We start from the raw sequence: 24,621 nt of genomic DNA, 5'->3' as shown, positions 1-24,621 counted from the left end.
TTACAAGGCCAGTTATGTCCGAGGATGGATGGCATGATGACCCGCAGACTCCTTCAACTGTTCACCGGCCTTGCCATGTACGGCATTTCGCTGGCCATGTTCATCCGCGCCGGACTCGGCCTGGACCCCTGGGACGTTTTCCACCAGGGCGTGGCCGGGAAGACCGGGCTGTCGATCGGCGCCGTGGTGGTGATTGTCAGTTTCCTGGTGCTGCTCCTCTGGATCCCGCTACGGCAGTGGCCCGGGTTCGGCACCTTGTGCAACGCCGTGCTGGTTGGTGTTTTTGTTGATGTCGGTCTCGCGCTCACTCCTGAGTTCTCCCACCTGGGCGGCCAGATCGCCATGCTGGCCGGGGCTGTTCTGCTGAACGGGATCGCATCCGCCTGCTACATCGGCGCGCGGTTCGGACCCGGAGCGCGCGACGGTCTCATGACGGGGCTGGCCCGGCGGACGGGATGGTCGGTCCGTGCCTCGCGGACGGGAATCGAAGTGGTGGTGCTGGCCACCGGCTGGATGCTGGGCGGATCGGTCGGCGCGGGCACCGTGATCTACGCGCTCGCCATCGGCCCGCTTGTGCAGCTGCTCTTGCCGCTGTTCACAGTGCCGGAGCTCCGAACGGCGCCCCGGCCCGAGGCCGCAGTGCCGGCCGCCTGAGTCAGCCGCTTGAGCTGCCCCGCCGCCGTCAGGCCTTAGGTCCAGGTGGCGGCTGGCAGGTCGGGCAGAAGTAGATGTCCCGTTCCTCGGTGCCTGTGTCTTTGGCCAGGACGCCGCGGCGGATGGGTGTGGCGCACTTCAGGCACGGCTGGTGCTCGCGCCGGTATACCCAGTATCCAGGCCTTCCGGCGTTACGTCCCACGGGTGTTCCCTGTTTGTTGAGCACGGTAGTGCGGCGTCCCGGCCCGAGATTGGCCTCGAGGAGCTGCTTGGCATCGATAAGCAGCTTCGGGAGGTCCTGCACGTACGAGACCGGCGCTGCGGGATGGACGCCTGACAGGAAGCACGCCTCACAACGGTAGATGTTGCCGATACCGGCGACGTTGCGCTGATCCAGCAGGGCGACGCCGACCGGAACATCCGGGGCGGCGCGCAGCCGCCGTTCCGCCTCCGCCAGGTCCCAGTCCGGTCCGAGCAGGTCCGGACCCAGATGGCCCACAACGGAGTCCTCATCGGCGGTGCGGACCACTTCGAGGATGCCGAGGGAAAACCCGACGGCGTCCGCCGTCGCCGTACGCAGCACGCATCGGGCCGTGAACCCCGGTTTCCGCCACCGTCCGCCGGGCGGGTAGACCTGCCAGATGCCTTCCATCTTCAGGTGGGAGTGAATGGTCAGCTGTTCCTCATCAGGACCTCGCAGCCGCATCAGCAGGTGCTTGCCGCGGGGGACCACTTCGTTGACCGTCCACCCGTCCAGCTTCAGCGTGGCGAACTTGGGCACCCGGAAGTCGGACCCCGTGAGCTGCTGCCCGGCGAGGGCTGCGTGGAGCTGCGCCGCTGCCCGCCAGATTGAATCGCCTTCAGGCACGGATCCTGAGTCCTTTCGGAGTGGAGTATGCACCGGCGTGGGTCAGCGCCGCGGCTGCGGGCGTGTCCAGGATGCCGTGGCCGTTGACCTTTTCCATGATGAGCTTGTTCACCGCGCCGCGCTTGACCACCCCGACGAGGGCAGCGGCGGCGGCGCCAAGCACTTCCGGATCCTCGTTAAAGGCGAGCAGCGTCTTGCCTCCGCGTTCGACGTAGAGCACCAGCGCGCCGTCGACCATCACCACCAGGGCGCCGGCTTTCCGGCCCGGGCGGTGGCCGCTGCCGGCTTCCACGTTCTGTGCCGGCCAGGGGAGCGCCGCTCCGTAGGGGTTGGCGGGGTCCGTGGCGGCGAGTGCCAAGGCAACGGGCTCCGGCTTCGCCAGCTGGGTGTCCTCGGTGTAGGACCGCAGCCGGTCCACGGTGGCGGGGACGGCGAACTGGGCGGCGCCGAGGTGCTCGATGAAGTAACCCCGGCGGCAACGCCCGGCTTCTTCCAGCCGCGCCAGGACTTTGTACATCAGGCCGAAGCCGCCCAGGATGTTCTCCGCCATGACCGAGCCGCGGGTGACGACCCCGTACCGGTCCAGCAGAAGCTCGGCCGTGGCGCGGGCGTGGATGGTCGGGTCCAGTTCCGGTGCGGGCAGTGCGGACCATCGCCCGGCAGCGAGCGGCGGAGTGGGGGCGGCACCGGTGACGGAGCCGTAGCGTCCGCCGGTCAAGCCGGGAGATCCGAGGAGGCCCGTGCCGTGGGCGCGTCCCAGCCGGCTCAGGCGGGGTGCGCGCGCACGCGGCGCCCGGGCCACCTGCCGGTGGGCCGTGTGGCCGCCGGCGATCAGGGCCCGGACCGGGGCGAACGTGTCACCGGTGACGCGGCCGGCCCAGGCCAGGTCCCAGAGCGCCGACACAACATCCTGGTCGCTCAGCACGAAGTCCATGCCGCCTGCGATTTCCGTCAACTGTCGGAAGAAGTAGCCGCCGCCGTTGTTCAGCAGGTGCTCCAGCAGCCGCTGCTGCGCGTCCCCCGGCTCATACTCCGCCGCGGGGTTCAGCGTGAGTTCGGCGGAATCCGCGAGGTGCAGGCTGATCCAGCCGTCGTTGCCGGGAAGCGCTCCCGCTCCGGACCACAGGACCTCACCGGCGGCCATCAGCTCGTCCAGCATCGCGGGCTGGTAATCCGCCACCCGGCCGGCGAGGACAAGCGGCTCCCACGCGGACGCAGGCACAGGCACACCGGAGAGCTGGTCGACGGCCGTGATGATGCCGTCCAGGCCGCGCAGTGTGGACTGGCCGCGGCCCTTTCCGGGCACCCGGACGTTCTGCCAGGCAGGAAGGAACCGGCCATAGGCCGCCGCGTCCACCGGCTCCACTTCCGCACGCAGTGCTGCCAGCGACCGCCGCCGGAGCTTCCGCAGCACCTCGGCATCACACCACTCGCTGGTACCGGCCAGGACTGTGCCGGAGACGGCGGCGGCCGTTGCTGCCGAATCTGTGCCGTCCCGGTCCGGGGTCCCGGCGTCGGGCACCTGTTCGGGTAAAGCGGGGTGCGGGCGGAACTCGCCTTCCACCACGCGGCCGTCGGCGGCGAGCCGCTTCAGTGCGGTGCCGACGACGGCGACGCCCAGGCCCAGCCTTGCCGCAGCTTCCGTTGCCGTGAAGGGTCCGTGGCTGCGGGCGTAGCGTGAGACGAGGTCGCCAAGCGGGTCCGCCACGGGCTCGATGAACGCGAGCGGCACCCCCATCGGCAGGGGCACGCCGATGGCATCCCGGAGACGGGAAGCATCCTCCACTGCCGCAAAACGCTCGACGCCGCCGATGTTCACCTTGAGCGCGCGGTTGGCCCGCTGCAGGGCAGCAAGATGGGCGGCAGCATCGGCCACCGGGACCGCAGCCAGTGGAGCTGTTTCAAGCGCGCCGGTTCCGTCGGCATCGGCCGCTGCTGCCCCGTCGGCGTCCGCGGTTTCGACGACGGCGGCAGGCTCCAGCCGTGCCGCCACTTCCCCGGGCGTCAGCGGACCGAGCAGGCGCAGCAGATCCGCTACTCCCTCCATGCCGCGCACCCGGCGGTCCGGTGCGAGCCGTTGCAGTTCCCGTTCAGTGGCCTCGATGACTTTCGCGTCGAGCAGTTCGCGCAGTTCCACCCGGCCCAGGAGCTCGTTGAGCAGGGTCGAATCCAGAGCCAGTGCGGCGGCCCGGCGCTCGGCCAGCGGCGAATCACCCTCGTAGAGGAACTGCGCCACATAGCCGAACAGGAGGGACTTGGCGAAGGGCGAAGGCTGCTGCGTGGTGGTCTGCAGGATCCGCAGTTCGCGGCGCTCAATGGACGCTGCGATGTCCTTCAGGGCCGGGAGGTCGTAGACATCCTGCAGGCATTCACGCACCGTTTCCAGCACGATGGGGAACGTGGGGTACTTCCTCGCGACGTCCAGCAACTGCGCTGACCGCTGGCGCTGCTGCCAGAGGGGCTGCCGCTTCCCGGGGTTCTGGCGGGGAAGGAGCAGTGCCCGGGCCGCGCACTCCCGGAACCGGGAGGCAAACAGCGCGCTGCCGCCCACCTCGGCCGTCACGATCTGTTCCAGTTCCTCGGGTTCGAACAGGAACAGCTCGGCCCCCGGCGGTTCGTCCTCCATCATGGGCACCCGCAGCACGATGCCGTCGTCGGCTGCCATGGCGGAACCGTCCATCCCGTAGCGCTGGTGCAGGCGCTGCCCGACGGCAAGCGCCCACGGCGCGTGCACGGGCATGCCGAAGGGGCTGTGCAGGATCACGCGCCAGTCGCCCAGTTCATCGTGGAACCGCTCCACCACCAGCGTGGTGTCGCTGGGCACCATTTCGGTGGCCTGCTTCTGTTCAGCCAGGTACTGGATAAGGTTGTTCGCGGCAAAGTCGTCCAGGCCGCTGGCCTTGCACCGTTCCGTGGCGGGGCCGACGTCGGACGCGGACAGTTCGCGGATGAAGGCGCCCAGGGCGCGGCCCAGGTCCACCGGCCGGCCCAGTGAATCGCCCTTCCAGAACGGTAGTTTGCCGGGCTGGCCGAAGGCGGGGGACACCAGGACGCGGTCGTGCGTGATGTCCTCGATCTTCCAGCTGGTGGCGCCGAGGGCGAAGACGTCCCCTACGCGGGATTCGTAGACCATCTCCTCATCGAGCTCGCCCACGCGCCGTCCGCCCTTGGCCGCTGACGCGCCGGCGCCGGGCGCCTTACCGTCGGCGGAGGCCGATGCCGAGCCTTCCACTTCTGTGCCGATGATGTAGACGCCGAAGAGCCCGCGGTCCGGAATGGTGCCGCCGGATGTCACGGCCAGCCGCTGAGCACCGGGACGGCCTTCGATGGTGCCGGCATTGCGGTCCCAGATGATTCTGGGCCGGAGCTCGGCGAATTCGTCGGACGGGTACCGCCCTGCCAGCAGATCCAGGGTGGCCTCGAAGGCGGAGCGGGGAAGGGATGCGAACGGCGCCGAACGCCGGACCGTTGAGAACCACTCCTCCACGTCGATGGAGCCCAGGGCCGTGGCAGCAACTGTCTGTTGCGCCAGGATGTCCAACGGGTTCGCGGGAACGCTGAGCCGTTCAATCCTGCCGCCAAGCATCCGCTCCACGGTGATGGCGGTGTGCACGAGGTCGGCACGGTGTTTGGGGAAAAGGACGCCCTGGGACACTTCGCCCACCTGGTGCCCGGCGCGGCCCACCCGCTGCAGTCCGCTGGCCACCGACGGCGGCGATTCCACCTGGACCACCAGGTCCACCGCGCCCATGTCGATTCCCAGTTCAAGCGACGACGTGGCCACGACGCAGCGGAGCCTGCCCGACTTGAGGTCGTCCTCGATCAGGGCGCGCTGGTCCTTCGAGACGGAGCCGTGGTGCGCCCGCGCAAGTACCGGATCGGCACCCGCAGTACTTCCGGCCTGCGCCATCATGTGCGCCGGCGTTGCCGTCGAGGCCGGGGTCACCGCTGTCATCGGAGCCGTCGACGCCGGAGCGGTCCCGGCGGACGGCGCCCCCGCCGGCGCGGACTCAAAGTCGGGCGCGCCGGCGCCGAAGTCCGCCCAGCCGCCGCCCGCAGCCACCAGTTGTCGCTCGGCGTGGATCTCGTTGAGCCGCGCGGTCAGGCGCTCGGCCAGCCGCCGTGAATTGGCGAACACAATGGTGGACTGGTTGGCCAGCACCAGGTCAACGATCTTCTCCTCGACATGCGGCCAGATGGACGCCTGCGGCTGCAGCCCGGACGCCGGTCCGGAATCGAAGGCACCGGCCGCGCCCTGCAGGTCGGACATGTCCTCGACCGGAACGGACACCGTCAGGTCCCAGTTCTTCTTCGACGGCGGCGCCACGATCTCCACCGGGGCGGAACCGGCCAGGAACTGGGCCACGAGTTCGCGGGGCTCCACCGTGGCGGAGAGCCCGATCCGCTGGGCGGGCTGCGGCAGGAGCGCGTCCAGCCGTTCCAGCGAAACCGCGAGGTGCGCGCCGCGCTTGGTGCCGGCGACGGCGTGGACCTCGTCCACGATGATGGTGTCCACCTCGCTCAGCGTTTCCCGTGCCCTGGACGTGAGCATAAGGAACAGGGATTCCGGCGTGGTGATGAGGATGTCCGGCGGGTGGCTCAGCAGCGCGCGGCGGTCCGCCGTCGTCGTATCTCCCGAACGGACGCCCACGGTGATCAGCGGGGCGGGCAGGCCCAGCCGCTTGGCTGTCTGGGTGATACCGATGAGCGGCGCGCGGAGGTTGCGTTCGACGTCGACGCCAAGCGCCTTAAGCGGGGAGATGTACAGGACGCGGGTTTTCCGCTTGGGCGCCTTGGGTTTCCTGCCTTTGGCGCCTGGCTCCGGCCCGGGCAAGGCTTCAGGCTCGTGGGGAGACGATGCCTGGAGGCGGTCGAGCGCCCAGAGGAACGCTGCCAGGGTTTTGCCGGAACCCGTCGGGGCGACCACCAGCGCATGGGTGCCGGACGAGATGGCATTCCACGCGCCGTCCTGTGCCGGCGTGGGCGCCGAAAACGCGCCGAGGAACCACTCCCGGGTGGACTGGCTGAACCTGTCCAAGGTGCGCCCGGAAGGAGGTGCGCCCGCTGGTGCGCCTGATGGTGTGTCGCCTGGTGGCTTGCCTCCGGCGAGCTCCTTGCCCTCCATTCCTCCATCATGCCTTACACCCCCGACAGTATTCCCGGCGCTCTTCCCCACACGCTTGGCTGGGTAGAGATGAGGTCGTCGACCGGCCTGCCTTTCCTTAATCCCGGGACGTCATCCGCGGGACTCCGAAGCACTTCATAAGTATACTTATCATGCGATTGGCTACATGACCGGGGAACAGGAGCGGCACCGTGAAAACAACCGAAACCTCCGGTGTCCGATTGGGCCAATTTAGGAAAGTCCAGAAGTCATCCCTTCTTGCGGGCGTGGTGCTATTCGTCCTGGGCATCCTGGGCTTCATCCCGGGTGCCACCGCGCAGTATGGCTCGATGGCGTTTGCCGGACACGGATCCGAAGCCATGCTCCTTGGGGTATTCCAGGTGTCCGTGCTGCACAACCTCATCCACTTGCTGCCCGGAGTCGCGGGCGTGGTGATGTCGCGGCGTCCGCTGCCTGCCAGGAATTTCCTCATCGGCGCGGGCGTCGGGTATTTGCTCCTGTGGACTCTTGGGCAGTTCCTGGCTCAGGATTCCCCGGTCAATGTCCTGCCTGTGAACAGTGCGGACAACTGGCTGCACTTGGTTCTGGGCATGGGCTTGATTGTGTTCGGAGTGGCGTTCTCCCGGGATGCGCCGGCCAAGGTGCGGGAATCCCGGGCCTGAGGAAACTCCTACCGCGTGTGGAATGCCCCGATGGTCAGCAGTTCAATCTCTTCATTGGCGCAGGCGTCCCGTGGCTCCGCCAGGAACAGCGACGCGGTTTCCTCCGGCGGGTACACCCGGTAACCAGCCGCGGGAGTCACCATGCAGTCCGGGTAATTGCCCGCCTGTGTGTAGCGCATTTCCGCCGCACCCGCCTGGCCAGGGGCCAGCAGCACCGCCGCAACCGGCGATGATCCGTCCTGCCGGGCCGGGGCGCCGATGGGAGCTCCATTGGCGTCTGCGGAGAGGGAGACGCCCGGGAATCCCCTCAGGAGGCAGGGCTCGGTGCCCGCATTGGTCAGGATGAGCTGGGAATAAACGCTGCCGGCAGCGCCGCCGCCGGTGGAATCCGATGTCAGGGTCAGGTTCCCGGCCTTGCACAGGGCGGGTCCCGCGGACGCGGATGCAGAGGATGACGACGGCGGTGTGCTGGCCGGTGTGCTGGGCGACTGGCTGGTGGCCGGTGCGGAGGAGGAATCGGACGGGGTGCTGGAACTGGACGCCGGCTCGGGAGTCCCCTGGGACTGTGGTTGGCTCGGCCCGCATGCGGTGAGCAGGAGTGCGGCGGCCGCAACCGCCGTCGTGATGACAACTTTGTTTATTGGCTGAGACCTCATGGCTCAACCTTCACGCCCGCCGTTGCCTTAGTCAACGATGCCACGACTGCGGCCGGCGATTGATGCCCGGATTGTGATTTCCGGGCATCAATCCTGCCCCTTATTTCTTCCGGCTCCGCAGCAGCGCCACGCCGCCCAACGCCAGTCCGCTGAAGCCGGCCACCAGGCCCGCCCAGCTGCGCGCCCGCGAGCCGTCGTCGGCCGCGGAGGTGTTCAGGGAGGTTCCGGCCGTCGCGGAATCGTGGCTGCTGTGACTGTCCGCCGCGGCCGCAGCCGTCACAGTGAGCGACGGCGCCGGTGCCTCAAGGGAATGCGGGTCCTGGCCATCCTTCGCAACCTCAGACCAGTCCGTCTGGCCCTGCACACAGTTCTGCAAGGTGGGGAAGTGGAGGATAGTGCCGGCGGCGTCCGGGAGCTTGACGGATAGCACCAGGGCATCCCGGAGTTCGGGGTCCAGCGGTGCCTTGGCCGTGTAGACGATCCGGCTGGTCCGCTTAGTGATGGTGGCACCGTCGGCCAGCTTCTTCGGTTCGGGCAGCTGCTCCACAACCTTCTCCACGGTCCAGTTCGGGTTCACGGTGGGCTGGGCATCGTTGAGCTCCTCGGGCAGCGTGATGGTCACCTTGGTGGTGCCGGATCCGTCGCACCCGTGCGGAATGCCGAAGGTGAGCAGGGCGTACGAATTGGCGTCGGTTTTGTCCGGCGTGACGCCCACGTGCGCGGATGCCGCCGTGACTCCGGCCAGCATGAGTGCTGCGGTGCCGCCGGCCACGACCGTTGCGGAGAGGGCACGGCGGAAGGACTTGCGTGATGGGTTTTTCAAAGGAGGGCCTTTCAAGGGTGCACCATGCAGCATTGACGGTGCACAAAACAAGGGGTGGCGTCCGGCACCCGTGTTCACGGGGCCGCCGGGAACGGCGGATCGGGCAGGCGGCGGGGCCGGAAATGGTGTCAGGAAAGTACGACGACGGCGGGCGGTCCCCGCCGGCAATCCAGCCTGAGGTTGCGCCAGGGGAGGGGAGCCGAACCCGCCGGCCGGCCCGCGGCGGCGGGTGCCGTGACGACGTCGGGCGTTGCCGCCTGCGGGAGTTGAATGAGCGGACGGAGCCAGGCCGCGAGGGACCAGAGCGCGTCCTCGCCCTTGGTCAGCAGGAGGGCGCAGGCGATGGTCGCCAGGGCGTGGCCGGCCAGCATCACGGCTGCCCAGGAGGACTCGAACTCGTGGAGGTGGGAGGCTGCACCGGCGGCGTCAAGCGTGATCCCGGCCAGCGGCGCCGTGACGGGGTGGTGGCCCAGTGCCTCGGCGGCTCCCGGCCCGGGCGGTCCCGGCCATGCGGGGGAACCGCCGGCGGGGGAGACGCCGACGGGGGAGCTGAAGGCGTCGAACGCTTCGTGCAGGACCAGCTGCCCCGCACCCAGGAGCGAAGCCATCGCAGGGAAAGTCAGTTTGAGCCGGGTGGCAGCAGTGGCCGCCATGCCGGTAAGGGCCAGGACAGCCAGCATGATGCCCAGTGCAGGCAGTTCGCCGCCGCCAACCACGTGTGCGGCGGCACCGAGGGTCACGATCATCCCTGCGACCATGGCTGCGCGGAGGGAATGGAAAGGAGTCCGGGCGTGGTGAGCGCGCACGGAGTCCTCCCTTAGCTGTTCGTTGCCGGCGCCGGTTCCCGCCCCGGAACCGGCGTCTGAGGTTCCGGAAAGGCAGCCATTCCCGGCAATTCTATCGGGGCTTTTAAGCCGCTCGGGCTAGTCCGTCTCCGGCCCCGAACAGTAGTGGCAGTCTTCTTCGCAGTGATCGTCCGGGGTATCCACAGCCGGTGCCGTCACATGCTGCTCCCGGTGAGCTGGAAGCCGTCGCCCACGTGGAAGAGGAGCCTGCGGCCGAGGCCGGTCTTGATCCAGACAACATCGCCGTCAGCGGTGCGGTCGTCCACCTGTCCGGTGTATTCGATGCGCCCGTTCCGGGTCAGCTGGACGGTGTCGCCGACCTGGACGTCGTCCCAGCCGGCAGCAGTGCTGGCCACATTGTTCTGTGAAGTCACGATGATCCTCGATGCCGTTCCTTGAAGCCTGTGCTTGTTCCGTGGCGCATCTGGGTCAGCGCCGACGTGATCCATCTAAGCCGCCGTAAAGGGGCCCGTTCAATGGATGAAGTGCTGGTGCTGGCCGGAGCGTATTGTGCAGCCGCCCAGCTCCCCTGTACCGCATTCATTCCCGGTCCTAGACTGCTGGCGTAGGCTGCCATCGACCTCAAGGAGAAGACCATGGACTACTCAGGTACGGGCAATGAGAAAGCTGTTGCAGCTGGTGAACTCAACCGGACGCACATCGGGCACACCGTCAGTTTTCAGGCGGACGAGTTCACACTGGTCTTCGGCCGGATCGCTGCCATTGCGCGCAAGGACGGCGGAGTAACCATCGCGCTGGACGGCGTCGGCGGCACGGGCGGCCTGCCGTCGCACTACAGCTTGCCGCCGACGCAGGATGTTTACGTCCAGCCGGACATGCTCACTAACACGGAGTCCACCATCAAGGACCTCTTCGGCAAGGTCCAGGACAACCTCCGCGGCCACAAAGGGGACCAGCGTCCGGACGTCCCGTAGCGGCGCAGCACCCCGAACCTAATGCCTTTGGAGTTTTTGTCCAACTAACGTGACTTCAGCGCCTTTTTGGGCACGTTAGGTGGACAAAAACTCCTTCGGCCGTGCCTCCTGGCCGCCCTGCCTCACTCCGCCGCAGCCGCGCCGCTGCCCGGCTCAGCCGACGGCAACAACACCCCGAGTGCCGCAAGCAGTTGGCCGAAGACCTCATCCTCGGTGCCCATGCCGTCGACACTCACCAGGATCCCGCGCTCCAGGTATGCCGAGGCCACCGGCTCGGTCTCACGGTAATAGAGCTCCAGACGGTGCCGGATGACGTCCTCGGTATCGTCGCTGCGTCCAGTCATCGTGGCGCGGTGGAGGATCCGGCGGACGAGCTCTGTATCGTCAGCAGTGAGTTGGAGGGCAACGTCCAGTGCCTGCCCGCCGGCGGCAAGGATCGTGTCGAGTTCGGCCAGCTGGGCTGTGTTTCGCGGGTACCCGTCCAGCAGGAACCCGCCCCGGACGTCATCTTCGTTCAAGCGGTCACGCACCATGCGGTTCGTCAGGCTGTCCGGTACGAAGTCGCCCGCGTCCAAATGTGCCATGACATCCCGGCCCAGCTGCGTCAGGTTCTTCACGTGCTCGCGAAAGACGTCGCCGGTGGAAACCCCGTTGATGCCGAAGTGCCTCGACAATCGTTCAGCCTGGGTGCCCTTGCCGCAGCCCGGGGGACCCATGATCAGGATTCGCATTGTTGAAGCTCCCTGGACGCCGGTGAATGGGTGCCTCTCCATGGTGTCGGCCAGATGGCGGCAACACAAGGGATAGAGGCAGGGGCTGCCGGCGGAAGAGGCCTCGCTACTTGGCGGTGACGGCGCTATCAGCCGTGTCATCTTGTGGGTCTTCGGCGGCTCTCTGGCAAAAAGTCGCCCTCCATTTGAAGTCTCCGTCATGTAGAGCCCGCCTGAGCAACAACAAGCCTCCGTCGCTCGCCGCTCAACAGGTCGATATGCTTTGGCCGTAAAAGGGGGATGCCATGACTCACGCTCTCCTGGATGGCTCTACCGAGAGTCTGGTCCCATTGTGGCGGTGGATCCTTTCCAATCTCTCGGAGGCGGATGCCCCCGGCGCCACGGCCCCCGGGATCGGTGCCGCGGGCCCTGTGGCCGTCTTGGGAGCGGTACATGTACGAGGAAGAGGAGACTCTGTCCCTGGAATCGCTGTTCCTACTGGACGGGTTGGTGTCCTACCTCGGTGCGCTGGTGCAGGCCCATGCACCCTCGGCGCGGTGGGAAATTGCCCGCCACCGCGTCAAGCGCTACCACCTCAATAACCACCCCTGCCTGGTCAGCGGCAAGGGTGAAGACCACAACTTCCTTCCCGGACTGCCCTCAGCCCACGCCCATGGGATCCTCAACAATGTCCGTGCATCTCCGGATGACGCCATCGCCAAGTACGCTCGGGCGCTCATCGACAATCTGAATCGGGGCGACAACCCGTTCGAAGAGGACGTGGCAGACGATGAGCCTCTCGTGGAAGTCGAAGACCTAGGCGACGACGAGGTCCGCGGCCGTGAGCTTGAGGTGTCTTTGAGGGAAGACATCGTCTTTGAGCACAACCGCGTGGTTGGCCGCATGATCAAGGCCCTCAAACAGGAAGACGGCATAACCCGCCTCATCCGCGAGGACCGCGAAGTGCTCCTCGTCGCGACATCTTCCTGGAGCACCAACCAACTTCACGAATGGGTCGTCGACTACCTGGAGGAGAATGCCCGCGACTGAAGCCTGATGCTAGTAGCTGCTGCACGTCCGCTCGGTCGCCGGCGTTATGCGGCGCGGGGTTCAGGACTCAGGCAGCAGGCGTTCGGGTCGGCCCAGGAGTGGCTGGGTTCGGCATGCAGAATCTCAGCCTGTCGCCCCAGAAGCCGTTGTCCCATGATGCGCATTGCCCCGGGTACTGAACGAGGGGCATTGCGAGAATTTTGTCCCTGCTGCGTTACTGCGGGTCGAATTTCTGGGCAAAGCAAAACCCCTGCTTCCCTTAGTTTGTAAGGGAAGCAGGGGTCTCGCTACGTGGCGGTGACGGTGGGATTTGAACCCACGTTGGCTTTGACACCAAACAACATTTCGAGTGTTGCACCTTCGGCCGCTCGGACACGTCACCAACCTGAATAGGTTACCGGAGTGAGGTGCTCTTCCCCAAAACGAGGACGCGCCGGGCGCGGAGATCTTCCCCGGGAACCAGCACGGGGACTAGATTCGTAAGCAAGATGATCAATTCGCAGAAGCAACACCAAGCCAGGGCCTACTGGACGGTAGGCCACGAAAAGGGCGAGCTGCGCCCTGAGGACCTGCCCGTACCCGGACCCGGCGAAGCGCTGGTCCGCGCCCTGTATTCGGGGATCAGCAAAGGAACCGAAACGGTGGTCCACTGCGGCAGCGTGCCGCCACGCGTCGCCGAACAGATGCGGGCACCCCTCCAGGAAGGCTCGTTCCCGTCGCCGGTCAAATACGGCTACCTTTCGGTGGGAATCGTGGAGGCCGGCCCCGAGGAATGGGTGGGCCGCACCGTGTTCTGCCTGCACCCGCACCAGGACCGCTACGTGGTTCCAGTGGAGTCCCTGACCGCGGTCCCGGAGAGCGTTCCGGCGAGGAGGGCGGTGCTCACGGGAACGGTGGAAACCGCCGTCAACGCGCTGTGGGAAGCAGGGCCCAGGCTCGGCGACCGCGTGGCGGTGGTCGGCGCAGGCCTCGTCGGCGGCATGGTTGCCACCTTGCTGCGCAGCTTTCCGCTGCAGCGGCTCCAGCTCATCGACGTTGATCCCGCAAAGCGCGCCTTCGCCGACGCGCTCAGGGTCGAATTCAGCCACCCCGACGACGCCCTGGCCGACTGCGACATCGTGATCCATTGTTCGGCATCCCAGGAAGGCCTCGAACGTTGCCTCCAGTTGGTGGGCGACGAGGGGGACGTCATCGAGATGTCCTGGTACGCCGACCGGAAAGTCACTGTCCCGCTGGGGGAGGACTTCCACGCCCGCCGTCTCTCCATCCGGGCCAGCCAGGTGGGTGTTGTGGCCCGCGCCCGCCGCCACCGCCGGACCAACGCAGACCGCCTGGCACTCGCCGTGTCCTTGCTCAGCGATCCCGTCTACGACAACTTCCTCACCGGATCATCCCCGTTTGCCGAGCTGCCCGCCGTCGTCCATGAGCTGGCCGACGGCCGCCTGGACGCACTGTGCCACGTTATTGAATACCCCACCGAAGACAAGAGGTAACCATTGTTCAGCCTGACCGTCCGCCGCCACTTCATGATTGCCCACAGCCTGCCGCGAGAAGCCTTCGGACCTGCCCAGGGCCTGCACGGGGCCACCTTCGTGGCGGAGGTGACCTTCCGCAGGCGGACGCTCAACGACGACACCATCGTCCTGGACATCGGCGCCGCCGGTGACTTCATTGAAGAAGTGCTGGCCGGCCTGAACTACAAGAACCTGGATGAACACCCTGATTTCGCCGGGAAGCTGACCACAACCGAAGCGCTAGCCCAGTACATCGCCGAGTCCGTCGCAGCCAAGGTCCGGGTCGGGGAGGACGGCCAGGCGTTGTCCGGCCTTGCCGTCACCCTCCGCGAGCACCCGGATGCGTGGGCGGAATTCACGCTCGACTTCGACGCCAAGTAGCGCACATGCCTCAGTCCCGTGCCTGCGGTCCGACGGTTCGGCTGATCGCGCCGGGAAACGTGCTGCACAACTCCGGCGGCAACGCCTACAACGCAGCTCTTGCCCGCGGGCTCACCGCGTTGGGGGCGGAGGTGGAAATCTGCCACGTTGACGGCCACTGGCCTGTGGGGAGCGAGGAAGAACGACGGCGGCTGGCCGGCATGCTGCTCGACGGCGGGTCCGGCAATGGCAGCGGCGGCAGTTCCAGCGACGGCGGTCCGCGGTCCCGGGAATCCGTGACCATCGTGGATGGCCTTGTAGCGCTCGGTGCGCCGGGCGCACTGGAAGAGGCAGCTGCCGCGGGGTGTCCTGCATGGATTCTGCTGCACATGACCTTGGAGGAGCACCCGGACCTGGAGGAACGTGCCTTGGCTGCCGCAGCCGGCGTCATCTGCGCCAGTTCGACGGCGGCAACGGCCATCCGCGCCAGATACAGCGGGGCCAGGTACAGCGGGGCTGCGAACAGCTTGACCGGTGGGGTGCGGCGCGCCCTTCCCCCGATCCATGCGGCGCCGCCCGGCACGAACCCCGCGCCGTTGGCCGCCGGATCGGAGCCGCCGCATCTCGTGTCGGTTGCAGCCCTCCTGCCGAACAAAGACCAGCTGCTGCTCCTGGCAGCACTCGCCGAACTCAAGGACCTGCCCTGGACTGCGGCCCTGGTCGGCTCCGATTCCGCCGATCCCGCCTACGCCGAGGCGGTCCGCAGTACCGTCACCCGGCTCGGGCTGGCGGGCAGGGTCGCGGTCCGCGGGGAGCTGACCGGGCAGGCCTTTGCGGAGGAGTGGCACCGGGCGGATCTGAGCCTGCTTGTTTCGCGGGTGGAAACCTACGGAATGGTGGTCACGGAGTCCCTCGCCCACGGTATCCCCGTGGTGGTGCGGAGCGGCACCGGCGCCGTGGAAGCGCTCGCAGCCGGGTCACCGGATGTTCCAGAAGGCCCCGCTGCAGAAGCCCCCGACGGCGGCGGGGGACCAGCGTTGCCCGGCGCCGCCGTCGTACTCAATACGGACCCGGCCCCGCTGGCCGCCGCACTGCGCCGCTGGCTCACTGATCAGGACCTCCGTGAACAATGGCGGGAAGCAGCGGTGGCTGCGAGGAAACGGCTCCCGGGCTGGGACGTCACGGCCCGGACCGTGCTGGATATTGTTGCGGCGCCTAGGTGACCTGCCGGTGGCCGGCGAAGAAATCACGGAGCAGCGTGGCGCATTCCTGCTCCCGTACCCCGGCGTATACCTCCACCCAGTGGTTAAGCCGGCGCTCGCGCAGGACATCGAACACAGAGCCGGCGGCCCCGGCCTTCTCATCCCACGCCCCGAACACCACCCGGGGGATCCTGGCCAGGACAACGGCGCCGGCACACATGGCACAGGGCTCCAACGTCACCACCAGCGTGCAGTCAGCCAACCGCCAACCGTCGCCGTTCCTGCCGTCCGGTGCCCCTTCAGTGCCAGCAAGGCCCTGAAGCCGGGCGGCGGCCTCGCGGATGGCCACCATCTCGGCGTGGGCGGTTGGATCGCCGAGGGCCTCCCGTTCGTTCCTCCCGGTACCCAGGACGGTGCCGTCAGGACCAATCACGACGGCGCCGATCGGCACGTCCTCAGTGTCCAGCGCGCGCCGTGCCTCGGCGAGGGCAAGACCCATCCACTGGGCATGGCGCGGCTCCGGGGAAGTCATGGGTCAATGATAGTTTCGAAGGTACGGCAGGCGCAGACGACGGATGAGCCCGGGAGGCGACGTGAAAATCTTGACTGACCGCATTTTCGACCGCTGGAGACGGTGGGTTGTTCCCTATGCCGCCCTCTGGATCACCATGCTGGTTGGCGGCGTCATCGTCGTCTCCCTGGCCCTGATGGGCGCCGAAGTCTACGACGACATCGTGGACGAGGCAGGCCTGGCGAACCTCGACAAACCGGCGCTGGCGCTGTCTGAGGATCTCCGGAATCCGGGACTCAACTCCGCCGTTACTGCATTCACCGATATTGGCGGCGGGATCGGGATGCCGATTGTCGGCAGCATCCTCACGGTCTGGCTTACTTTCGCCGGGCGCACCTGGCGTCCCCTCATCCTGGTGGGCGGTGCGGCTGCTGTCTCGGTGACCGCCACCACCGCCGGCAAGAAGCTCTTCGGCCGCACCCGCCCGGACCACGTGGACGCAGTACCGCCGTATGAAGCTTCGCCGTCGTTCCCCAGCGGCCACACTCTTAACACCACTGTCGTCATCGGACTGGTGGTCTATCTGGCGTGCCTTCAAATCCAGCGGACCGTTGCCCGAGTGTCCATGATCACGGCCGGGTCGATCTTCATCATCGCCATGGGGTTGAGCAGGGTCTTTCTCGGCCACCACTGGCTGACCGATGTCATTGCCGGGTGGCTCCTCGGCCTGTCGTGGGTGGGCATCGTCATCCTGGCGCACCGGCTCTTCCACCTCATGCGGCACCGCAAGCACGCGGGCCCCGCTCCGACCTTCGACCACCCGGTGCTCCGGGACGAACCGGGCACGCACCACGAAGAGCACAGCGGCGAGGACGGTCCCGGAAGCACCCGCTCCGGCCAGGAGGCGCGGGGATCATAGGGCGGCGACGCCACCGCCGGGTGATAGTTTTGACCAATGCGCACACTCGTCGTGGACCACCCGCTGGTCGCACACAAGCTCACCGTTCTGCGGGACAAAAACACCCCCTCCCCGGTCTTCCGGCAGCTCACCGAGGAACTGGTCACGCTCCTCGCCTATGAGGCCACGCGGGACGTCCGCACCGAACCCGTCACCATCGAAACGCCCGTCAGCAGCACGGTCGGCACGGCGTTCACCAAGCCCACACCGCTGGTGGTCCCCATCCTCCGCGCGGGGCTCGGCATGCTCGAAGGCATGACCAAACTCGTGCCCACGGCCGAGGTCGGCTTCCTCGGAATGGCCCGCGACGAGGAAACCCTGGACATCATCACCTACGCCGAGCGCCTCCCTGAGAACCTCACGGACCGGCAGATCTTTGTGCTCGATCCCATGCTGGCCACCGGCGGGACCCTGCGCGAAGCCATCAAGTTCCTCTTCAAGCGCGGCGCCTCGGACGTGACGTGCATCTGCCTCCTGGCTGCCCCCGAGGGCCTGGCCAAGCTGGAGGAAGAACTCTTCGACGCCAACGTGACGATCGTCCTCGCCTCGATTGACGAGAAACTCAACGAGAAGTCCTACATCGTGCCCGGGCTCGGAGACGCCGGGGACCGCCTTTACGGCATCGCCGGCTAGCGGCGCGGTGGCGGCTTTCGGCCTGGGCTAAGGCCCCGGGCGCAGGCGGCTGCCCCCTTCCGGTTTCCGCGGGCCGCGGCTAGCGTGTGCCCATGGACTGGAAACTTGAACTGGTGTTTGTCCCTGTGTCCGACGTGGACCGTGCCAAGGATTTTTACGTCAACAAGGTCGGCTTCAATGCCGACTTTGACGAGCGGCCCATGGACGGCATCCGCTTCGTCCAGCTGACGCCGCCCGGCTCAGCCTGTTCGATTGCCATCGGCGAGGGCCTCATCGACGCTCCTCAAGGCTCCGCGCCGAACCTCCAGGTGGTGGTGAGCGACATCCAGGCAGCCTACGACCAGCTTAAGGAAAACGGTGTGGACGTGAGCGACATCGACGTCCAGGACTGGGGACACTTCGTCTATTTCGCCGATCCCGACGGCAATAAATGGGCCGTTCAGTACATCCCCCACCGTCCCAACGGGTAGCGTCACAGAACCCCTCCGTGTCCAGTCGTGGGGCAGGATGGGGGCATGAGCTTTCACTCCGACGCCAGCGCTCCGGCCTCCGCCGCGCCGTCAACTGCAACGGCGACCGCAACGACGGCGACTGCAAAAACACTGACGGCCCGCGCCGTGTTGTTTGACATGGACGGAACCCTGGTTGATTCCACGGCCATCGTTGAGGAGGTGTGGGGCGAGTTTGCTGTCCGCTATGGCTTGGACATAGCCGAAATCCTCCACACATCGCACGGTGTCCAGGCAGGGGATACCGTGCGGCGGTTCGCGGCTGCCGGTGCTGACGTTGTGGCCCTCACCGCGGAGCTCGGCGCCATGGAGCGGGTTCGCACCGCCGGCATTGTCGCGCTGCCCGGCGCCGCTGACCTACTGCGCAGCCTGCCGGGAGACGCCGTGGCGCTAGTCACCTCCGCCGACCGGGTCCTGGCCGAGATCCGGATGGGCGCCGCCGGCCTGGCGATGCCGGCCACAGCTGTCACGGCTGACCTTGTCACCCGCGGCAAACCCCACCCGGAAGGCTATCTGAGGGCCGCCGCACTGCTAGGCGTGGACCCGGCCGACGCGGTGGTCTTTGAGGATGCTCCGGCAGGCATTGCGGCCGGACTTGCCGCCGGGATACGGACGGTTGCTATCGGGCCCAACACCGGCCCGCTGCCAGAGGGTGTTCTGCACATCGCCGACTACTCGGCCGTGTCCGCAAGCACCGACCTGGACGATGCCGGGGCCAGGCGGATCTCCTTCCGGATTGACCTCCAGACCGCCGGTCAAATCGGCCGCGTTCCGTTAGGGTAGGTGGGAACGGCAGTGTAAATGGAAACGGCCGAATCTATCTGGGGATAGGATGACCGAAATTCCGATCGACGGCGCCAGGGGCACTGTTCAGCTGCAAAACGGTGTTTTGCATGTGCACTGGATTCCCGGCCTTGCCATCTGTGAGGAGGCCGCTACGGCCGTGATGTCCGCAGTCAATGGGCTGAGCCGGGGCAACGCGTATCCGATGCTGGTGGACATGGCCGCCACGGCATCGATGAGCCGCGGTGCGCGGCGCGTCTTTGCCCGGCCCAGCATCGTGGCAAGAGTGGCACTCCTCGGTTCGTCCCCGGTGGACAGGGCGCTCGCAAATTTCTTCCTGCGAATCCACTCTCCTGCAGCTTCCACGCGGTACTTCACGTGTCCGGAGGAAGCCCTGGCCTGGCTGCAGCACCGTTAGCCGTCACGGTAGCGGCGGTGTCACGCGGGCGAGGTCGGCGCGAAGCTCTGCCAGCGGGATGCACCGGGTAGCAAAATCGCGGCTGAGACGGCCCATGCCGCGAAGGTCGGCAAGGGCAGTCTGCACCACGTCCACGCTGGAGCCCGGGCCGGCCGTCCAGTCCACCGGAACTTCGTGCACGCGGAGTCCGGATCTCTCGGCCAGGACCAGAAGTTCGGTGTCGAAGAACCAGGAGTTGTCGAGCGTGTGCGGAAGGATCCGTTGGGCGATGTCCGCGCGAATGGCCTTGAAGCCGCACTGCGCGTCGCTGAAGTGTGCACCCAGCAGCGCATGCAGCAGGAAGTTGTAGCCGCGCGAAATGAACTCGCGACGGCGGCTGCGCAGGACGCGGGACCCGCGGGCCAGGCGCGTTCCGATCGCCAGGTCCGAATGCCCGGAGATGAGCGGCGCGAGCAAAGGCCCCAGGGCGGCGAGATCCGTGGACAGCTCCACATCCATATAGGCCAGCACGGGCGACGCGGATGCGAGCCACGCCGTGCGAAGAGCGTTGCCCCGTCCCGGGTCGGACAGGCGGACCACCCTCACTTCGCGCAGCTCCCGTGCCACCCGCTCTGCGATCCGCAGCGTAGCGTCAGTACTGGCGATGTCCGCCACGGTGATCCGGAACGTGTGCGGAATGCTGGCCAGCAGATGCGCATGCAGTCGGCGCAGGCTGTGCTCCAGTTCGTTTTCCTCGTTGGAGACCGGGATGGTTATATCCAGGACAGGAACCGAGGTCCCGGAAGCTGCGCTTTGGGTGTCCATGGGGGATCGGCGGAGGATTCCAGCCGCAGGAGAAGCCGCTGCGGCGACTGTCGGGGCGCCGACCCCGGCCCGTAGCTGCGCGTGCCGCAGGGTCTCCGGGACCTGGTCTGTGAGCGTCATGGTTCAACTATGGGCGCGGCAGGTAGGAAGGATTTAGGCCGAAGCTGTGTAGCTGCTGTGGGTTTTCCCCTTCATGCGGAAGCGGCAGTGGCGCGCCACCGTCTTTGGTGGGCGTGCCGCCGTCGTCATTCCTGCCTCAGGGTGCCAGTACTTCGCAAACGTCGATGACCCTGCCTGGGCCCGAGAACGGAATTTGCTCAGATCCGTCCGGGTTGTTCGTGAAGCTGAAGTTGCCTGACGTGAGGTACAGGCCGCCCACAACAGCTGGCCCAGGGTCTTCGTCTGGCCTGGTTATGAGATTCCTGCCGGTTGCAACCACGTCCCGTTGGGAAGAGTAATTTCCTTGAACCCGCCGGATCGGCGGTGACGGTTTCATTGTTGTGCTCCCTCGATCGTGATGACGGCACTGGGGCCGGCAGCCGCTTGGAAGACGATTGAAAGCGGCGGCGACCAAGAGTCACCCCGCAACCTTGTGAAAACGTTGTGATCCCGGAGCCGAGGGCCAGGGCAACCTGAACCAGAGGAAGCGATAGGCGCCTAAAACGGCCGGAGGCCCCGAACCACAGTTGGGTTCGGGGCCTCCGGCTGATGCGGACGGCTTGGCTGCAAGCCGGGGTGGCTGCAAGGCCGGTTTAATACCAGTTATTGGCCAAGTGGAAGTTCAAGGCGTCGCACGGGGAGCCATAACGTTCCTTGACGTAGTTCAGCCCCCAGTTGATCTGCGTGCGGAAGTTTGTCACGTAGTCCGCCCCCGCGCTGGCCATCTTTTCGGCAGGCAGTGACTGGACGATGCCATACGCACCGCTGCTGGCGTTTGTTGCAGTGGTCTTCCAGTCAGATTCCTTGGTCCACAACGTGACCAGGCACTGCATCTGGTCGCCGGCCCAACCGTAAGTACCGAGCTGCGAGGCAGCGTATGCCTGGGCGGCGGCGGGGTCGTCCACTGCAACCGGCGCCGCGGGGGCCGGTTCGGGCGCCGCTGCAGGTGCAGGGGCGGGGGCGGCCGCAGGTGCTTCCGGTGCCTTCTCTTCCGCCGGCTTCTCTTCGGACGACTGCGCGGTTACGGCTATGGAAGCTGGTGCCGGCATGGCAGACACGAGGATCTTTTCAAATGAGAGCTTCGGAGCGCCGTCGGCCGGGGCTGCGGTGCTTTCCGCCCCTGTCGCGGAGCCGGCGGTGGTGGCGGGCTCGGAAGCCTGGCCGGCGGCGCCAACACCGATGAGCACGGCACAGGCGGTGGCCACTACTGCGGCGCGGCGGCCGGAGCCCTGCAAACCGGCGGCAATCCGGGACAACGGGGAAGCTGCCTTGGCTGGTTCGGCGCGGTGGCGTGATCGCTCTGCAGGCGCAATCGTCGTGTGTGAATCGTGCTCCGGGCGCACTTCTAGCGTGGATTTAGTCATGGTTGCCTCTCGATGCCGGCGGAGTTAGCTGTCGGGTTCGGATGAGGTCATCCGGCCGCACGGAACTTCACGTGTCGGCTTCACCCCAAGGGCGGCTGATGCAAGTGCCCGGAGACCTGGGTCCCCCGCCTCTGCCTAAATCATGAGGAAATCCGGGTAGCGGCAGAGTTTGGCGTCCATCCGGATATGCGGCCCTAACGGTGGCCGCACTCTAAAAACCGTACAGGAGTGCCACGCTTAAGTCACATTTAGGTAACGAGAATCACGACGACGGCGCGGTGGCTTGTGTCCGGAGCTCGCCCGCCGGCAAGTTTCACGGCTTCCGGGCCGTCGCCCGCTACGGCCACGGACCAGCCGGCCATCCGCAAACCCATGCTCATGAGCTCGGAAAGGCTGGGTTCATCGTCAACCATGAGGGCACGGATGGGGGAGCCGTCCGGGTGGGTGAGCTGGGGAAGGTTGTTGGTCATGGAGTGCGAAGTGGCCATGGGACAACTTTCCGATCCGGGGTTGAGCCGGTGCTATGGGAATCCTGTGCGCCAGCTGTGAATCCCCGCCTAGCGAGCTGAATGCCGTGCAGGAGCGATCCCTCGCGCGCGGCGTCCTGGTTACTTTTGCTGTGGCGGACCCCGTTCCGGGTGGCGCCGGCCACACACGCGAGGTCAACCAAGCCAAGCCTGCTCGGCCAGAGAGCAAAATTTTTCTCTGAAGGCCTGGCACGCGCTGGACAGGAGCCGCCGCCGTACCCATGCGTTTCAGCAAACCCGGGTCGGCTGAATTTTTGCGCCATGGAGACTGTCTTTGGGGAAGAAAATTCGGCAAAAAGGGGAATCTGATCGATCGTTCTGAAAAACATCTGTTATTTTATTGGCATTTCAGAATCGTGATTTGGGCCACAATGGGCGATTTAGTCTCACAATGCGGACCATTCTGCCCATTGTTACTTGCAAGTTGCCATTGTTACGTTGCACACTTCAAATGTGAACAAGAACTCAACAGCACCTGCAGCCGCAGAATCCTGGACCAGCCCACCTGCTGGCGAAGACATGCGCTGTTGTCGAATGCACGCCTAACTTTCCCACCCCGAGAAGTTTTTAGGCATTCGCCCAAGCCCAGATTCGGGCGCCCCTCCCCAGATTCATTGCGGGGACAGACAGCATTCGAGCCGCGATGACGGCCATTCACATTGAGGTAAGCATTCCATGTCAGTTGCATCTGGATACGTCCACATCTCCGTCCGTAACGCCAACAAGGGCGGCCAGCCTGCGGGTCTCCGTCAGGGATTCGGTGCCCGCCCGGCGTTCGCCCCGGCAACGCCCGGCGACAGCTTCCCCGCCCCCGGCTACGCGCCCCAGGGCTACAATCCGAACTCGTACGGCCAGCTGCGCGCTGTTCCTGCCGCCGAGTCCGCGCCGCAGACGGCGCCCACTCCCGTGATTGCACCGGCCAACGGCAGTGCCGTCCGTCCCGTCGCGAACGAGAACGTTGCCCGTGGATTTGTCCTCTACATGGGCATTGATGAGGAAACCGCTGCCGCAGCCGGGACCTCCATTGCCAAGCTTGCCCAGGAAATCCGCGCTTATGCGCAGTCCCTTGTCTCCGGTGCAGAGAGCTACGCCGCGGTGGCTGTTGCCCCCGCCAGCGCCCCGGGTTCCGCGCTCGACGTCGTACGTTCCACCTTCGGCGACCCCACCGTCAACTCCCGGCAGCGCACGGAGACCACCCGCCTGCCCCAGCCGCAGGATCCCCGGCCGTCCGGCGTCCTCATCGACCTGGCCCGCCGCGAAGTCCACCTCGATGGCGAATCCCTGAACCTCACCTTCAAGGAGTTCGAACTCCTCAACTACCTCGTCGAAAACGGCACGCGCACCGTGGGCCGCGACGAGCTGCTCGAGGGTCTGTGGCGCAACGCCGAAGAGGTCCCCAACGAGCGCACCATCGACGTCCACATCCGCCGCCTCCGCTCCAAGCTGGGCCGCCTTGCCAACACCGTCCGCACCGTCCGCGGCCAGGGCTACCGGTTCTACGAGCACCCCGAGGTTGTTGTCTGGGCCGCTCCGGAATACTCCATCTAGTCCTTTAACTTCGCGCTAAAGCGTCCGCTCCCGGCCTGGGGGCGGGCGCTTTCGCTTTCGCGGGGGGCAACAACGGCGCTTTCGGGATGTTCCTCCGCGGCTGGGGGTCTTATGCAGGTTGGGGTGCGGTCCTATGGCCCTGTTGGTGCTTCCTGGGGCGGCGTAGTCTCTGATCGTCCGTCCCACTTTCAGGAGGAGCTATGACCGTTGCACGCATTACAACCCTGAGTGCCAACTCGAAGACGTCGTTTGATGCCGCCATCAAGGAGGGCATTGACCGGGCCAACAAGACGCTGCGGGGTGTCTCAGGTGCCTGGGTGAAGGAACAGAAAGTCGAAATCGCAGACGGTGCCGTCGTCGCCTGGCACGTGGTGCTTGAAGTGACCTTCGTACTGGAGGACTAAACCCTGCACATGGCGGCCGTGACCTGAGGGGCAGGGCCGCCGCACTAGGATTGGTGCATGAGTGAGCATCACATCCGGCGGCTGGTCCTCATGCGGCATTCCAAGGCCGACTGGCCCGGAGGGGTGCCCGACCATGAACGGCCGCTGGAGGAGCGCGGACACCGCGAGGCGCCGCTGGCCGGCAAGTGGCTGCTCAAGCATGGCGTGGTTCCCGATTTCATCCTGTGCTCCAGTGCGCTTAGGACGAGGCAGACCTGCACCTGGGTGTGCGCGGAACTCGGGGACAAAGCGCCGACACCAAAACTCGAAGACGGGCTCTACGGCGCATCCGCGCTGCGCATGCTGACGGTCATCAACCACGTGCCTGACACCGTAACCACCTTGATGGTGATCTCACACATGCCAGGTGTGCAGGATCTGGCCATGCACCTGGCCTCACGCGATTCCAACCACGACGCCTACATGGACGCCGCCACCAGGTTCCCCACCAGCGGCCTGACAGTGCTCGAAACGGAAAAATCCTGGGCTGAGCTTGACGGCCAGGACGCGCGGTTGACGCACTTCAAAGTGCCCCGTGGGCACTGAGGACACTCCTGGGC

25 protein-coding genes, 1 tRNA gene, 1 pseudogene and 1 riboswitch are annotated in these 24,621 nt (G+C 66.4%); of the genes and pseudogenes, 15 read left to right on the top strand and 12 right to left on the bottom strand.

The genetic code is table 11. From position 1 onward, the window contains the following. The first annotated feature begins 33 nt into the window (after positions 1-33). Positions 34-654, top strand: coding sequence for a YitT family protein (locus J7I92_RS07980; protein WP_214839241.1), 621 nt, complete (start codon positions 34-36; stop codon positions 652-654). A gap of 28 nt (positions 655-682) precedes the next feature. Here the strand turns inward: J7I92_RS07980 and J7I92_RS07975 are convergent, their stop codons facing one another. Then, complete coding sequence (locus J7I92_RS07975; protein WP_214839240.1) at positions 683-1,522, bottom strand: DNA-formamidopyrimidine glycosylase family protein; 840 nt, start codon at positions 1,520-1,522, stop codon at positions 683-685. Then, a complete protein-coding gene (locus J7I92_RS07970) occupies positions 1,515-6,647 on the bottom strand; it encodes a DNA glycosylase AlkZ-like family protein (protein ID WP_251039640.1) in 5,133 nt (1,710 codons plus the stop codon). Before J7I92_RS07970 ends, J7I92_RS07975 begins: the two co-directional genes overlap by 8 nt. A gap of 191 nt (positions 6,648-6,838) precedes the next feature. Here J7I92_RS07970 and J7I92_RS07965 point away from each other — a divergent pair, with 191 nt between their 5' ends. Beyond that, a complete protein-coding gene (locus J7I92_RS07965; protein WP_214839239.1) occupies positions 6,839-7,309 on the top strand; it encodes a DUF4383 domain-containing protein in 471 nt (156 codons plus the stop codon). 8 nt (positions 7,310-7,317) lie between these two features. On the opposite strand, the gene J7I92_RS07960 is transcribed toward J7I92_RS07965, so the two are convergent. From J7I92_RS07960 to J7I92_RS07945, 4 genes are all read right to left on the bottom strand, one after another. Continuing rightward, complete coding sequence (locus J7I92_RS07960; RefSeq protein WP_214839238.1) at positions 7,318-7,965, bottom strand: DUF4232 domain-containing protein; 648 nt, start codon at positions 7,963-7,965, stop codon at positions 7,318-7,320. A gap of 100 nt (positions 7,966-8,065) precedes the next feature. Beyond that, positions 8,066-8,713 (bottom strand): YcnI family protein, encoded by a 648-nt coding sequence (locus J7I92_RS07955; protein WP_251039659.1) that lies wholly within the window; start codon positions 8,711-8,713, stop codon positions 8,066-8,068. Positions 8,714-8,916: 203 nt separating this feature from the next. Beyond that, positions 8,917-9,594, bottom strand: a complete 678-nt coding sequence (locus J7I92_RS07950; protein WP_214839234.1) for a hypothetical protein — start codon at positions 9,592-9,594, stop codon at positions 8,917-8,919. A 194-nt stretch (positions 9,595-9,788) separates the two neighbouring features. Continuing rightward, on the bottom strand, positions 9,789-10,007 hold the full coding sequence (locus tag J7I92_RS07945; RefSeq protein WP_214839232.1) for a hypothetical protein: 219 nt from the start codon (positions 10,005-10,007) through the stop codon (positions 9,789-9,791). 222 nt (positions 10,008-10,229) lie between these two features. On the opposite strand from J7I92_RS07945, the gene J7I92_RS07940 reads away from it, so the two are divergent. Further along, positions 10,230-10,568 carry a hypothetical protein gene (locus J7I92_RS07940; RefSeq protein WP_214839229.1) on the top strand — a complete coding sequence of 113 codons (339 nt, stop codon included), beginning with the start codon at positions 10,230-10,232 and terminating at the stop codon, positions 10,566-10,568. Positions 10,569-10,690: 122 nt separating this feature from the next. Here the strand turns inward: J7I92_RS07940 and J7I92_RS07935 are convergent, their stop codons facing one another. Then, a complete protein-coding gene (locus tag J7I92_RS07935) occupies positions 10,691-11,299 on the bottom strand; it encodes an adenylate kinase (protein WP_214839222.1) in 609 nt (202 codons plus the stop codon). Between the two features lie 432 nt (positions 11,300-11,731). On the opposite strand from J7I92_RS07935, the gene J7I92_RS07930 reads away from it, so the two are divergent. Beyond that, positions 11,732-12,328 (top strand): hypothetical protein, encoded by a 597-nt coding sequence (locus J7I92_RS07930; RefSeq protein WP_214839221.1) that lies wholly within the window; start codon positions 11,732-11,734, stop codon positions 12,326-12,328. Positions 12,329-12,620: 292 nt separating this feature from the next. Here the strand turns inward: J7I92_RS07930 and J7I92_RS07925 are convergent. Continuing rightward, positions 12,621-12,710, bottom strand: a tRNA-Ser gene (locus tag J7I92_RS07925). A 106-nt stretch (positions 12,711-12,816) separates the two neighbouring features. Between J7I92_RS07925 and J7I92_RS07920 the strand changes: the two genes are divergently transcribed. From J7I92_RS07920 to J7I92_RS07910, 3 genes are read left to right on the top strand one after another with little or no spacing between them, the layout of a single operon-like run. Continuing rightward, positions 12,817-13,821, top strand: coding sequence for a zinc-binding alcohol dehydrogenase (locus J7I92_RS07920; RefSeq protein WP_214839218.1), 1,005 nt, complete (start codon positions 12,817-12,819; stop codon positions 13,819-13,821). Between the two features lie 3 nt (positions 13,822-13,824). Beyond that, positions 13,825-14,223, top strand: a complete 399-nt coding sequence (locus J7I92_RS07915; protein WP_214839216.1) for a 6-carboxytetrahydropterin synthase — start codon at positions 13,825-13,827, stop codon at positions 14,221-14,223. Positions 14,224-14,228: 5 nt separating this feature from the next. Beyond that, entirely contained in the window at positions 14,229-15,425 is a 1,197-nt protein-coding gene (locus J7I92_RS07910) for a glycosyltransferase (protein WP_214839214.1), read from the top strand. Here J7I92_RS07910 and J7I92_RS07905 read toward each other — a convergent pair. Further along, complete coding sequence (locus J7I92_RS07905; RefSeq protein WP_214839212.1) at positions 15,418-15,936, bottom strand: nucleoside deaminase; 519 nt, start codon at positions 15,934-15,936, stop codon at positions 15,418-15,420. The genes J7I92_RS07910 and J7I92_RS07905 overlap by 8 nt on opposite strands. A 136-nt stretch (positions 15,937-16,072) precedes the next feature. On the opposite strand from J7I92_RS07905, the gene J7I92_RS07900 reads away from it, so the two are divergent. The 5 genes from J7I92_RS07900 (at position 16,073) to J7I92_RS07880 (ending at position 19,216) form a co-directional block, all read left to right on the top strand. After that, on the top strand, positions 16,073-16,834 hold the full coding sequence (locus tag J7I92_RS07900) for a phosphatase PAP2 family protein (protein WP_251039657.1): 762 nt from the start codon (positions 16,073-16,075) through the stop codon (positions 16,832-16,834). A 36-nt stretch (positions 16,835-16,870) separates the two neighbouring features. Next, on the top strand, positions 16,871-17,506 hold the full coding sequence (upp, locus tag J7I92_RS07895; RefSeq protein WP_214839209.1) for a uracil phosphoribosyltransferase: 636 nt from the start codon (positions 16,871-16,873) through the stop codon (positions 17,504-17,506). A gap of 92 nt (positions 17,507-17,598) precedes the next feature. Further along, positions 17,599-17,976 (top strand): VOC family protein, encoded by a 378-nt coding sequence (locus J7I92_RS07890; RefSeq protein ID WP_214839207.1) that lies wholly within the window; start codon positions 17,599-17,601, stop codon positions 17,974-17,976. Between the two features lie 45 nt (positions 17,977-18,021). Beyond that, on the top strand, positions 18,022-18,798 hold the full coding sequence (locus J7I92_RS07885; RefSeq protein ID WP_214839205.1) for an HAD-IA family hydrolase: 777 nt from the start codon (positions 18,022-18,024) through the stop codon (positions 18,796-18,798). 49 nt (positions 18,799-18,847) lie between these two features. Beyond that, complete coding sequence (locus J7I92_RS07880; RefSeq protein ID WP_251039639.1) at positions 18,848-19,216, top strand: STAS/SEC14 domain-containing protein; 369 nt, start codon at positions 18,848-18,850, stop codon at positions 19,214-19,216. A 3-nt stretch (positions 19,217-19,219) separates the two neighbouring features. Here J7I92_RS07880 and J7I92_RS07875 read toward each other — a convergent pair whose 3' ends face one another. From J7I92_RS07875 to J7I92_RS07865, 3 genes and pseudogenes are all read right to left on the bottom strand, one after another. Then, positions 19,220-20,140: a dolichyl-phosphate beta-glucosyltransferase gene (locus J7I92_RS07875; protein ID WP_214839203.1), complete on the bottom strand. Its 921-nt coding sequence runs from the start codon at positions 20,138-20,140 to the stop codon at positions 19,220-19,222. 632 nt (positions 20,141-20,772) lie between these two features. Beyond that, positions 20,773-21,543, bottom strand: a complete 771-nt coding sequence (locus J7I92_RS07870) for a hypothetical protein (RefSeq protein ID WP_214839201.1) — start codon at positions 21,541-21,543, stop codon at positions 20,773-20,775. Then, positions 21,543-21,728, bottom strand: a riboswitch (cyclic di-AMP (ydaO/yuaA leader). (Overlaps the previous gene by 1 nt.) A 102-nt stretch (positions 21,729-21,830) precedes the next feature. Continuing rightward, positions 21,831-22,031 (bottom strand): annotated as a pseudogene (locus tag J7I92_RS07865) (DNA-binding response regulator); the annotation flags it as partial. Between the two features lie 714 nt (positions 22,032-22,745). Here J7I92_RS07865 and J7I92_RS07860 point away from each other — a divergent pair. From J7I92_RS07860 to J7I92_RS07850, 3 genes are all read left to right on the top strand, one after another. Beyond that, a complete protein-coding gene (locus tag J7I92_RS07860; protein WP_214839199.1) occupies positions 22,746-23,618 on the top strand; it encodes a winged helix-turn-helix domain-containing protein in 873 nt (290 codons plus the stop codon). A gap of 200 nt (positions 23,619-23,818) precedes the next feature. After that, positions 23,819-24,022: a dodecin family protein gene (locus tag J7I92_RS07855; protein WP_214839197.1), complete on the top strand. Its 204-nt coding sequence runs from the start codon at positions 23,819-23,821 to the stop codon at positions 24,020-24,022. Positions 24,023-24,079: 57 nt separating this feature from the next. Beyond that, positions 24,080-24,607, top strand: a complete 528-nt coding sequence (locus J7I92_RS07850) for a histidine phosphatase family protein (RefSeq protein ID WP_214839195.1) — start codon at positions 24,080-24,082, stop codon at positions 24,605-24,607. The last annotated feature ends 14 nt before the right edge of the window (positions 24,608-24,621 follow it).

Origin of the sequence: Arthrobacter sp. ISL-72 (assembly GCF_018613755.1) — a bacterium.
Taxonomy (GTDB): Bacteria; Actinomycetota; Actinomycetes; order Actinomycetales; family Micrococcaceae; genus Arthrobacter.
This window is presented reverse-complemented; position numbering and strand designations above follow the sequence as displayed.